The sequence below is a fragment of the Nocardioides sp. B129/18 genome, from assembly GCF_055282735.1.
In genome coordinates, this window is record NZ_JBUZJI010000037.1 from 23,227 (window position 1) to 33,172 (window position 9,946).

The window sequence follows — 9,946 nt, forward strand, 5'->3', positions numbered from 1 at the left end:
CCGCGACCGCCAGCGGCACGATCGGGAGGAGCACCAGCGCCAGCCCGACGCGGCGCAGCGTCGATCCGTCCGGCGCGTCGGCGGACACCCAGGACGGGGCCGGCAGGAGCAGCACGATCGGCAGCGCCAGGAGCATCGCCGAGCACACCCCGCCCACGAGCATCAGGACGTCGACGACGGCCGCCACGATCGCGAGCTGCAGCCCGATGCCGACGCCGGGCCCGACGGTGGCGCCGACGACGACGGCCGGCACGAGCAGGGCGCCGACCCACAGCAGGAGCGGGACGCCGAACGGGAGGCCGCTGCGCATGCGTGCGGGCGGCAGGTCGGGCCGGCGGGCGTCGGATCGGCCCGCGACCAGGCGTCCCCGGCGTCGCGACTCCAGGATCGTCGCCAGGCACCCGAGCAGGCCGGCGGTGCCGGCGACGACGCCGATCGCGGCGATGAGCGGGCCGATGAGGTCGTCGTCGGCGTCGCGGGCGGCGAACCAGCCTACGACCACCGCCAGCCCGACGGCGTGGCCGAGCACCGCCACCAGCTGGAGGCGCGAGGTGCGCCGGGGCGCGGGTGCGAGGCTCGTCACGCGTGCGCTCCTTCCCCTCCGTTCGAGCGGCCAATCCCCGCCCGACCTCAGGTCCTGCGCCCTACGCTGTGCCCTCATGGCCCCCGACAGCCCGCATCCGACGCCCGACTGGCCGCAGGTCCGCCTGCACGTGGTCACCGGCAAGGGCGGCACCGGCAAGTCGACGGTCGCCGCCGCGCTCGCGCTGGCCCTGGCCTCCCACGGCAAGAACGTGCTGCTGTGCGAGGTCGAGGGCCGCCAGGGCATCGCCCGGATGTTCGACGTCGACCCGCTCCCCTACGAGGAGCGCCGCATCGCCCAGGGCCTGCGCACCGAGCCCGACCGCGCGCCCGGCGTCGTCCACGCGCTGCACATCGACCCCGAGTCGGCGCTGCTGGAGTACCTGGCGATGTACTACAAGCTCGGTCGCGCCGGGAAGGCGCTCGACCGCTTCGGCGTCGTCGAGTTCGCCACCACCATCGCCCCCGGCGTCCGCGACGTCCTGCTCACCGGCAAGGTCTACGAGGCCGTCGAGCGCAACGCCCGCAACAAGGGCGCGCTCACCTACGACGCCGTCGTCCTCGACGCCCCGCCGACCGGCCGCATCGGCCAGTTCATGGGCGTCAGCGACGAGCTGGCGGGGCTGGCGAAGGTGGGGCCGGTGAAGAACCAGTCCGACACGATGATGCGGCTCTTCCGGAGCAAGCGCACCGCCATCCACCTGGTCACCGTGCTGGAGGAGATGCCGGTGCAGGAGACCCAGGACGGCATCGCCGAGCTGCGGCGCGACGGCCTGCCGGTGGGCGGCGTCGTGGTCAACGCCGTGCGTCCCCACGACATCGGCGAGGCCGATCTGCAGCGGGCGCGCAGCCGCACGCTCGACCGCGGAGCGCTGGCCACCGATCTTGCCGCGGGCGGCGTCACGGTCACCGACGAGCTGGTCGACGGCCTGCTCGAGACCGCCCACGACCACGCCGAGCGCCGCGCGCTGGAGGACTCCCAGCGCGCGCTGGTCAGCGGCTTCGGCGTCCCGGCCTACGAGCTGCCCCGCCTCGCCGGCGGCGTCGACCTCGGCGGCCTCTACGAGCTCGCGGCCGCGCTGCGCGAGCAGGGCATGGCGTGAGGAGCCGATCATGAGCCCCCAGACCCCCCAGACCCCGCCGCCCGCGGGCAGCCGGTCCGGACGCACCCGCGTCGGCCCGCTCGCCTCGCGCGGCTCCACCGCGCCGGCGCTCGACGTCGACGCCCTCATCGACGACCCCGCGACCGGCATCATCGTGTGCTGCGGCTCGGGTGGCGTCGGCAAGACCACGACGTCCGCGGCCCTGGCGCTGCGGGCCGCCGAGCGAGGCCGCAAGGTCGTCGTCCTGACGATCGACCCCGCGCGCCGCCTGGCGCAGTCGATGGGCATCGAGCAGCTCGACAACACCCCGCGGCCGGTCTCCGGCGTCGCCGGCGAGGGTCGGCTCGACGCGATGATGCTCGACATGAAGAGCACCTTCGACGAGGTGGTCCTCAGCCAGGCCAGCCCCGAGAAGGCGAAGCAGATCCTGGAGAACCCCTTCTACGTCGTGCTGTCGACGTCGTTCGCGGGCACCCAGGAGTACATGGCGATGGAGAAGCTCGGCCAGATCCACGCCGACGCCCAGGCCGAGGGCACCTACGACCTCATCGTCGTCGACACCCCGCCGTCGCGCTCGGCGCTGGACTTCCTCGACGCCCCCGAGCGGCTCTCCAGCTTCCTCGACGGCCGGTTCATCCGGCTGATGCTCGCGCCCGCGCGCGGCCCGGCGCGACTGATGACCGCGGGCATCGGCCTGGTCACCGGAGCGCTCACCCGCATCCTCGGCGCACAGATCCTCACCGACCTGCAGACCTTCGTCGCCGCCCTCGACACCGTCTTCGGCGGCTTCCGCCAGCGCGCGCAGCAGACCTACGCGCTGCTGCAGGCGCCCGGGACGGCGTTCGTCGTCGTCGCGGCACCGGAGCCGGACGCCCTGCGCGAGGCCGCCTACTTCGTCGAGCGGCTGACGGGCGACTCCATGCCGCTGGCCGGGCTCGTGGTCAACCGGGCGAGCCCGACGCCTCCGGGCGCGCTGGGCGCCGACGAGGCGATGGCCGCGGCCGGACGCCTGCGCTCGGGCGAGCACGCCTCGGGCACCGAGGAGCTCTCGGCCGGGCTGCTGCGGCTCCACGCCGACCAGGTGCGGATGGTCGAGCGCGAGGCGACGCTGCGCGCGCGGTTCGCCGCGGCGCACCCGGGGGTGGCCACGGCGGTCGTGCCGGCGCTGGCCAGCGACGTGCACGACCTCGACGGCCTGCGTCGGGTCGGCGACCTCCTCGCCGGCGCCTGATCCGGAGCACCGATCAGGGCGCCGCGACGAGGCGGCTCGCAGGTCAGGTCAGCGACGGACCTGGACGGGCTGCGGCGTGCGGGTGCTCTCCTCGCGGGCGGCCTCGAGGACCGAGCGCCACGAGGCGTTCGGACGACGACGCAGCAGCGCGCGGCGCTCCCGCTCGGTCATGCCGCCCCAGACGCCCCACTCGATCTGGTTGTCGAGGGCCTCGGCGAGGCACTCGGTGCGCACCGGGCAGCCGGAGCACAGCTGCTTGGCCTTGTTCTGCTCGGCACCACGGACGAACAGCTGGTCGGGCTGCGCCGAGCGGCAGGCCGCCCGAGGAGTCCAGTCTTCAACCCACATGATGATGTCCCCACATCTCCCGAAGGTGCGGCTCGGAGTCCCCATGACGCCGACGCTCTTCGGTCTCTATGAGAAAGTTAAGGAATCCCACAGGGTCCTCGACAGACCTTCTCGGCCCAGAGGGCATAGTCCGATATGACTAGACCGCGGGATAGTCCTCCCCCAGGGAGTCCGGATCGGTCATCGCTCGTCACCGGAGCGTCACAGCGCCGACAGAGACGTCTGATCGCCCGCCGTCGCCGAGGTGGGGAGTCTGCGCCGCTCCCGTACGCTGGGAGCCATGTCGGCTCCCGAACCGCTGCCCGCCAACCGCGTCCTCGCCCACCTCGGCGTCATGGCCGTGGTGTCGGCGGTGCTCGGCGTCGTCGTCGCCGGCATCGCGATCCCCTTCGCCGGCGTCATCGGCATCGGCGCGCGCAACGCCTCCGACGCCATCGACCAGCTGCCGGCCTCGCTGGAGACCAAACAGCTGGCCCAGCGCACCACCATCACCGACCGCAGCGGCAACACCATCGCCACCCTCTACGACCAGAACCGGGTCGAGGTGCCCCTGCGCCAGGTCTCGCGCACGATGGTCAAGGCGATCGTCGCGATCGAGGATTACCGCTTCTACCAGCACGGCGCCCTCGACCTGCGCGGCACGCTGCGCGCCTTCGTCACCAACCAGGCCAACGACGGCAACGTCCAGGGCGGCTCGTCGATCACCCAGCAGCTGGTGAAGCAGACCCTGGTCAACCAGGCCACCACCAAGGCCGAGCAGGCCGAGGCCACCGCCAGCACCTACGAGCGCAAGCTGCGCGAGCTGCGCTACGCCATCGCCCTCGAGCAGCGCCACAGCAAGGACTGGATCCTCGAGCGCTACCTCAACATCGCCTACTTCGGCGACGGCGCCTACGGCATCCAGGCCGCGGCGAAGCACTACTTCAACGTCAACGCCCGCGACCTCGACCTGCGCCAGAGCGCACTGCTGGCCGGCCTGGTGAAGAACCCCACCGGCTACGACCCCACGAACAACCCCGAGCGCGCCAAGGCCCGTCGCGACGTCGTCATCGACCGCATGGTGCAGCTCAAGGCCGTCGGCTCCTACATGGGCACCAAGACCAAGAAGCAGGGCCTGGGCCTAGACGTCCAGCCCTCCAACAACGGCTGCGTGTTCTCCGCCGCGCCGTTCTTCTGCGACTACGTCGTCAACTACCTCATGGACGACCGGGCGCTGGGCCGCACCGCCAAGGACCGCAAGCGGCTGCTCTACTCCGGTGGCCTCACGATCCGCACCACCCTCGACCAGCGCTTCCAGCAGGCGGCCGACAAGTCGATCGCCTCGCACGTCTACCCCACCGACGACGCCATCGGCGCGCTCGCGATGGTCGAGCCCGGCACCGGCCAGGTGCGCGCCATCGCCCAGTCGCGGCCGATGGGCCGCTCGGTCGGCAAGGGTCAGACCTTCCTCAACTACGTCGTCCCGAAGAAGTACGGCGACTCCAACGGCTTCCAGCCCGGCTCCACGTTCAAGGCGTTCGTGCTCGCCGCGGCGATCAACCAGGGCATCCCCCTGACGACGTCGATCCCCGGCCCGCAGACGCGCGTGTTCAACCAGGGCTCGTTCAAGATCTGCAACGGCCGCTACTACCCCTCGACCCAGGCCTACCCGGTCAGCAACTCCACCGGTCAGGGCACCTACAACCTCTACACCGGCACCCAGCAGTCGGTGAACACGTTCTACATCGCCCTCGAGCAGCGCACCGGCCTGTGCGAGCCGTACACGCTGGCGCAGAAGATGGGCATCACCCAGCTCGACGACGCCGGCTCGCAGATGGTGCCCTCGTTCGCCCTCGGCGTCGTCGACACCAGCCCGCTGGAGCTCGCGGAGGCCTACGCCACGTTCGCGGCCCGCGGCCTGCACTGCGACGCGCGTCCGGTCACCTCGATCTCCGACGCCAACGGCACCAAGCTCAAGACCTACGGAAAGTCCTGCGACCAGGTGATGCCGCAGTCCACCGCCGACGCCGTCAACTCGGTGCTCAAGGGCGTCATGGAGCCCGGCGGCTTCGGCTCGAAGCTGGCGCTCGACAAGCCCTCGGCCGGCAAGACCGGCACCCGGAACGGCAATAAGGCCGTGTGGTTCATGGGCTACACCCCCGCGCTCGCGACGGCCGCCATGGTCGCCGGCGCGAACAGCGTCGGCACCCAGATCACCCTGAACGGACAGCGCATCGGCCCCAACACGGTCGCCTCGGCGTTCGGCTCCACCGTCGCCGGGCCCATCTGGGCCGACGCCATGCGCGCGATCATGGACCGCCTGCCCGACGAGAGCTTCCAGGTGCCCGCGGCCTCGGAGGTCAAGGGCGTCGTCTCGACGGTGCCCAACGTCGCCGGCCAGAGCCCCGACGCCGCCCGCAAGACCCTCGAGGCGGCCGGCTTCACCGTCAACGACGGCGGCGAGCGCTACAGCCAGTACCGCGCCGGCAGCGTCGCCTTCACCGCGCCCGGCGCCGGCTCCTCGGTGTCGAACTCCACGCCGATCACGATCTTCACCTCCAGCGGTCCGCGGCCCGCGCCCGAGCCCAGCCCGTCCAGCTCCTCGAGTCCGGCCGGCGGTGGCGGCAACGGGCCCGGTGCCGGCAGCGGCGGCGGGCCGGGCGGAGGCCAGAACGGCGGACCGGGCGGTCGGGGCAACGGCCCCGGACGCGGTCGCTGACCCGCACCTCGACGACGACGGCCGGCGTCCCCGCGTGGGGACGCCGGCCGTCGTCGTTTTGAAGGGGGCGCTCAGCCGAGCTGGCGACGGACCTCGGCGGCGACGGCGCCGCCGTCGGCGCGGCCCTTGACCTGCGGCGTCACGACCCCCATGACCTTGCCCATGGCGCGCATGCCCTCGCCGGCGGCACCGACCTGCTCGATGGCGGCGGAGACCAGCGCGACGATCTCGTCCTCGCTCAGCGGGGTGGGGAGGTAGTCGGCGATCACCTCGGCCTCGGCGCGCTCCTTGGCGGCCATCTCGGGCCGGTCGCCGTCGTCGAACGCGGTGGCGGCCTCGCGACGGCGCTTGGCCTCGCCGGCCAGCACGCCGATGACCTCGTCGTCGGAGAGCGAGACCTCGGTCTTGCCGCTCTTCTCGGCGTTGGTGACGGCGGTGAGCACCATGCGCAGCGTGGCGGAGCGCACGTCGTCGCGCTCCTTCATGGCGGAGGTGAGGTCGGCGCGCAGTCGGTCCTTGAGGGTGCTCATGGGGACGATTGTGGCAGCCTGTCCCGGTGCGCCTCACCTCGATTCTGCCCCGGGTCGTCGGCGTCGGGGCCCTGGCCGGCGCCGGGCTGCTCGGCTACGGCCTCGCCGAGGCGCGGGCCTACACGCTGCGCCGGGTCGAGCTGCCGGTGCTGCCCGCGGGCCAGCGTCCGCTGAAGGTGCTCCACGTCTCCGACCTGCACCTGGTGCCCACCCAGCAGCGCAAGCGCGCGTGGATCGCCTCGCTGGCCGCCCTCGAGCCCGACCTCGTCGTCGACACCGGCGACAACCTGGCCCACCGCGACGCCGTCCCCGCCCTGCTCGACGCCCTCGGCCCGCTGCTCGACGTCCCGGGCGTCTTCGTGCTGGGCTCCAACGACTACTTCGAGCCGACGCTGCGCAACCCGCTGGCCTACCTGCTCCCCGACTCCGGCAAGCGGCACACCAGCAGCAGCCAGCTGCCCTGGCCCGAGCTCAAGGCGTCGCTGACCGGGCACGGCTGGCTCGACCTCACCAACGACCGCGGGCGCCTGACGGCCGGCGAGACGACGATCGCCTTCGGCGGCGTCGACGACCCCCACCTCTCCTACGACCGCTACGACGCGATCGCCGGGCCCGCCGATCCCTCGGCCGACGTCCGCCTCGGCATCACCCACGCGCCCTACCTGCGCGTCCTCGACGCCTTCGCCGGCGACGGCTACGACGCGATCCTGGCCGGCCACACCCACGGCGGCCAGGTGTGCCTGCCCGGCGGCCGGGCGCTAACGACGAACTGCGACATCGAGCCCGAGCGGGCCCGCGGGCTGCACCGCCACCCCGCCGACTCCGCGCCGGGCGACCCCGACTCCGCGTGGCTGCACGTCTCGGCCGGGCTGGGCACCAGCCCGTTCGTCCGGGTGCGGGTGGCCTGCCGTCCCGAGGCGACGCTGCTCACCTTCGTCCCGCGGACCTGACGGCCTCCGGCAGCGTCCGGGACCGGGCCGGCCGGGAGGGGCGACCGGCGAATGCTTCGGCGGCTGGCCGCTGAAGCTTCGGCGGCTGGCCGCCGAAACGCACGGTTGGCGTTCGAAGGTTCGAACGCCAACCGAAAGATCCCGTCCGCACCGACGACGAGCCGACTGCCGACCCGGAGGTCAACGGCCCGAGGGAGCCGGAGGCCCGCACATCGGAGCGAGGGAGCCCAGGGCACGGTCTCGCGTGTCACGAGGCGTCCGGGACCCGGCCGATTGGGAGGGGCGCCGACCGCTCCGGTATGCTCGCCGACGCGTGGGCATCGCCCACTTCGGGCTGTGGCGCAGCTTGGTAGCGCGCTTCGTTCGGGACGAAGAGGCCGCAGGTTCAAATCCTGTCAGCCCGACAGACGAGGGCCGGATCCGCACGGATCCGGCCCTCGCTGCGTCTGCGAACCGGTCCCCTCCGGCAGCCGCCTCGACGGCCGGTCACCGGCGCCGGGCGAGCTCCGCGCGCAGCCGGACGACCTCGTCCTCGAGCTCGAGCACCCGAGCGATCCCGGCGAGGTTCAGTCCCTCGCCCAGGAGGTCGCGGATGCGGTGGAGCCGCTCGACGTCGGCCCTGCTGTAGAGCCGCGTGCCCCCGGCGGTGCGGTCGGGGCTGACCAGGCCGCGGCGCTCGTAGACGCGCAGGTTCTGGATCTGCATCGAGACCATCTCGGCGGCCACGGAGATGGCGAAGACGCCGACGACCCGACCCTCCTCGCGCTCCTCCATGCCCTTGATCCTGCCTCATCGTCGAGTTATACAAAACCTGTATCGACCATTACAGGTCGCACCGTCACCCCGAGGAGGACCCCATGCTGATCCGCACCACCGACCCCTTCCGCGACCTCGACCGCCTCGCCGGCCAGCTGCTCGGCGCCGTCGGCACCACCAGCCGGCCCGCCGCCATGCCGATGGACGCCTGGCGCGAGGGCGACCGGCTCGTCGTCGAGTTCGACCTGCCCGGCGTCGCCCAGGACAGCATCGACGTCGACGTCGAGCGCAACGTCGTCACCGTGCGGGCCGAGCGCCTGGCCCGCAACGGCGACTGGCAGATGCTCGCCAGCGAGCGCAGCCGCGGCGCCTTCAGCCGCCAGCTCGTGCTCGGCGACAACCTCGACCTCGACCGCCTCGAGGCCACCTACGACGCCGGCGTCCTGCGCCTGGTCGTCCCGGTGGCCGAGCGGGCCAAGCCGCGCAAGGTCGCCGTCGGCGCCCCCGAGGCGCAGCCGGCCGCGATCGAGGGCTGAGCCCAGGCCGGGCCGCCCCGAAGGCCCGGCCGGCAGCAGGGCGACGGAGGGTGGGACCGGCCGGCTCGGCCGGTCCCACCCCACGGCTCCCGCCGCTCTGAGACACTGACCACATGGCCGACGACGAGCGCGAGTCCCCTTCGATCGCACCCCCGTCCATGCCCTGGCGGCGCCGTCGCGAGGAGCCCGCGGCGTCCCCCGAGGTCCCCGCGCCCCCGGACGCCTCAGACGCCCCAGGCGCCACGGACGCCCCAGACGCCTCGGGCCCCGAGCCCACGCGCCCGCTGCCCACGGCGCCCCGCTCGCTCGACCCCGTCGACGTGCCGCCGTGGGACGACGTGCTCGACGCCCCGGCCGTCGAGCAGACCTCGCCCGAGGCCTCAGCCTGGGCCGACCCCACGCCGGTCGAGGAGTACGACCGCTTCTACGACGCCCCGGCGCCGACGCCGACTCGTCGCGGTCGTGCGCGCCAGGACAAGCCCGCGAAGCCGCCGAAGCCGGCTCGTGAGCCGAAGCCGGCCAAGCCGTCCCGCGCCGAGCGCCGGGCCGCCGCCGCGCCGCCGGTCGTCCCGGCCCCGCCGACGCCGCCCGTCCAGGCGACTCCTGCGCCGCAGGCCATCCCGACTGCGCCCGCTCCTGCGCCCGCTCCTGCACCGACTCCGGCGGCGGCCGCCCCGGCGCCCCGCCGCGCTGAGAAGACCGCCAAGGCGCCGAAGCCGCCCAAGCCCGCCCGCGAGCCGCGGCGTCGCGTCGAGCGACCCGTCGACCGCACCCCCGCCCTCGACCCCCGCCTGGCCGCGGCGCTCGTCGGCGCCGTGATCGGCGGGGCGATGGCCGGGCTCACCTACGGCGCGCTGCGAGGCTGCGGCGCGATCCGCGGCAGCGAGACCTGCGGTGGCGCGGCCGGCACCCTGCTGCTCATCGCGATCGTCATCGTCGCCGTGCTGCTGGGCCGACTGATCCTCGACCTGCTGCGCATCCCCGAGGCCGGCGGCACCGCCGTGCTCGGCGTCGCGCTCGTGTGCGTCCTCAGCCTGCTGTTCCTCAGCGGCTCGCTGATGTCGGCCTGGATGGTCCTCGTCCTGCCGCTCCTCGCCGCCGTGTGCTTCGTCGGCGCCCATCTGGCGTCGACGGCCTTCGAGGCGGAGTAGGACGAGGGGCGGTTTCCCCGGATATCCGGGGAAGCTGGACGTTGTCAGGGGAAGCTTCCCC

10 protein-coding genes and 1 tRNA gene are annotated in these 9,946 nt (G+C 73.4%); 7 read left to right on the forward strand and 4 right to left on the reverse strand.

The window, feature by feature from the left end:
• On the reverse strand, nt 1-583 hold a 583-nt coding region (locus tag ACZDWJ_RS18620), incomplete at its 3' end, for a hypothetical protein (protein WP_463523478.1).
• Between the two features lie 76 nt (nt 584-659).
• Here ACZDWJ_RS18620 and ACZDWJ_RS18625 point away from each other — a divergent pair.
• On the forward strand, nt 660-1,685 hold the full coding sequence (locus ACZDWJ_RS18625; RefSeq protein ID WP_463523480.1) for an ArsA-related P-loop ATPase: 1,026 nt from the start codon (nt 660-662) through the stop codon (nt 1,683-1,685).
• A 10-nt stretch (nt 1,686-1,695) separates the two neighbouring features.
• Nucleotides 1,696-2,916: an ArsA family ATPase gene (locus ACZDWJ_RS18630; protein WP_463523482.1), complete on the forward strand. Its 1,221-nt coding sequence runs from the start codon at nt 1,696-1,698 to the stop codon at nt 2,914-2,916.
• A gap of 48 nt (nt 2,917-2,964) precedes the next feature.
• Here the strand turns inward: ACZDWJ_RS18630 and ACZDWJ_RS18635 are convergent, their stop codons facing one another.
• On the reverse strand, nt 2,965-3,264 hold the full coding sequence (locus ACZDWJ_RS18635; protein WP_463523484.1) for a WhiB family transcriptional regulator: 300 nt from the start codon (nt 3,262-3,264) through the stop codon (nt 2,965-2,967).
• A gap of 280 nt (nt 3,265-3,544) precedes the next feature.
• Between ACZDWJ_RS18635 and ACZDWJ_RS18640 the strand changes: the two genes are divergently transcribed.
• Nucleotides 3,545-5,962 carry a penicillin-binding protein gene (locus ACZDWJ_RS18640; RefSeq protein ID WP_463523486.1) on the forward strand — a complete coding sequence of 806 codons (2,418 nt, stop codon included), beginning with the start codon at nt 3,545-3,547 and terminating at the stop codon, nt 5,960-5,962.
• A gap of 71 nt (nt 5,963-6,033) precedes the next feature.
• Here the strand turns inward: ACZDWJ_RS18640 and ACZDWJ_RS18645 are convergent, their stop codons facing one another.
• Nucleotides 6,034-6,492, reverse strand: a complete 459-nt coding sequence (locus ACZDWJ_RS18645; protein WP_463523488.1) for a GatB/YqeY domain-containing protein — start codon at nt 6,490-6,492, stop codon at nt 6,034-6,036.
• 26 nt (nt 6,493-6,518) lie between these two features.
• Between ACZDWJ_RS18645 and ACZDWJ_RS18650 the strand changes: the two genes are divergently transcribed.
• On the forward strand, nt 6,519-7,442 hold the full coding sequence (locus tag ACZDWJ_RS18650) for a metallophosphoesterase (protein ID WP_463523490.1): 924 nt from the start codon (nt 6,519-6,521) through the stop codon (nt 7,440-7,442).
• 330 nt (nt 7,443-7,772) lie between these two features.
• Nucleotides 7,773-7,846 (forward strand) — tRNA-Pro (locus tag ACZDWJ_RS18655).
• 82 nt (nt 7,847-7,928) lie between these two features.
• Here ACZDWJ_RS18655 and ACZDWJ_RS18660 read toward each other — a convergent pair.
• Nucleotides 7,929-8,216 carry a MerR family transcriptional regulator gene (locus ACZDWJ_RS18660; protein ID WP_463523492.1) on the reverse strand — a complete coding sequence of 96 codons (288 nt, stop codon included), beginning with the start codon at nt 8,214-8,216 and terminating at the stop codon, nt 7,929-7,931.
• 83 nt (nt 8,217-8,299) lie between these two features.
• Between ACZDWJ_RS18660 and ACZDWJ_RS18665 the strand changes: the two genes are divergently transcribed.
• Together ACZDWJ_RS18665 and ACZDWJ_RS18670 are read left to right on the forward strand one after the other, a co-directional pair.
• Nucleotides 8,300-8,734 carry an Hsp20/alpha crystallin family protein gene (locus ACZDWJ_RS18665; protein ID WP_463523494.1) on the forward strand — a complete coding sequence of 145 codons (435 nt, stop codon included), beginning with the start codon at nt 8,300-8,302 and terminating at the stop codon, nt 8,732-8,734.
• Between the two features lie 113 nt (nt 8,735-8,847).
• Nucleotides 8,848-9,885 carry a hypothetical protein gene (locus tag ACZDWJ_RS18670; protein WP_463523496.1) on the forward strand — a complete coding sequence of 346 codons (1,038 nt, stop codon included), beginning with the start codon at nt 8,848-8,850 and terminating at the stop codon, nt 9,883-9,885.
• The last annotated feature ends 61 nt before the right edge of the window (nt 9,886-9,946 follow it).

Excerpts from the sequence above, each read along its gene's own strand:
- ACZDWJ_RS18630 (WP_463523482.1), top strand. The coding sequence starts at position 1,696 with ATGAGCCCCCAGACCCCCCAGACCCCGCCGCCCGCGGGCAGCCGGTCC.
- ACZDWJ_RS18665 (WP_463523494.1), top strand. The coding sequence starts at position 8,300 with ATGCTGATCCGCACCACCGACCCCTTCCGCGACCTCGACCGCCTCGCC.
- ACZDWJ_RS18670 (WP_463523496.1), top strand. The coding sequence starts at position 8,848 with ATGGCCGACGACGAGCGCGAGTCCCCTTCGATCGCACCCCCGTCCATG.
- ACZDWJ_RS18645 (WP_463523488.1), bottom strand. The coding sequence starts at position 6,492 with ATGAGCACCCTCAAGGACCGACTGCGCGCCGACCTCACCTCCGCCATG.
- ACZDWJ_RS18635 (WP_463523484.1), bottom strand. The coding sequence starts at position 3,264 with ATGTGGGTTGAAGACTGGACTCCTCGGGCGGCCTGCCGCTCGGCGCAG.
- ACZDWJ_RS18640 (WP_463523486.1), top strand. The coding sequence starts at position 3,545 with ATGTCGGCTCCCGAACCGCTGCCCGCCAACCGCGTCCTCGCCCACCTC.
- ACZDWJ_RS18625 (WP_463523480.1), top strand. The coding sequence starts at position 660 with ATGGCCCCCGACAGCCCGCATCCGACGCCCGACTGGCCGCAGGTCCGC.
- ACZDWJ_RS18660 (WP_463523492.1), bottom strand. The coding sequence starts at position 8,216 with ATGGAGGAGCGCGAGGAGGGTCGGGTCGTCGGCGTCTTCGCCATCTCC.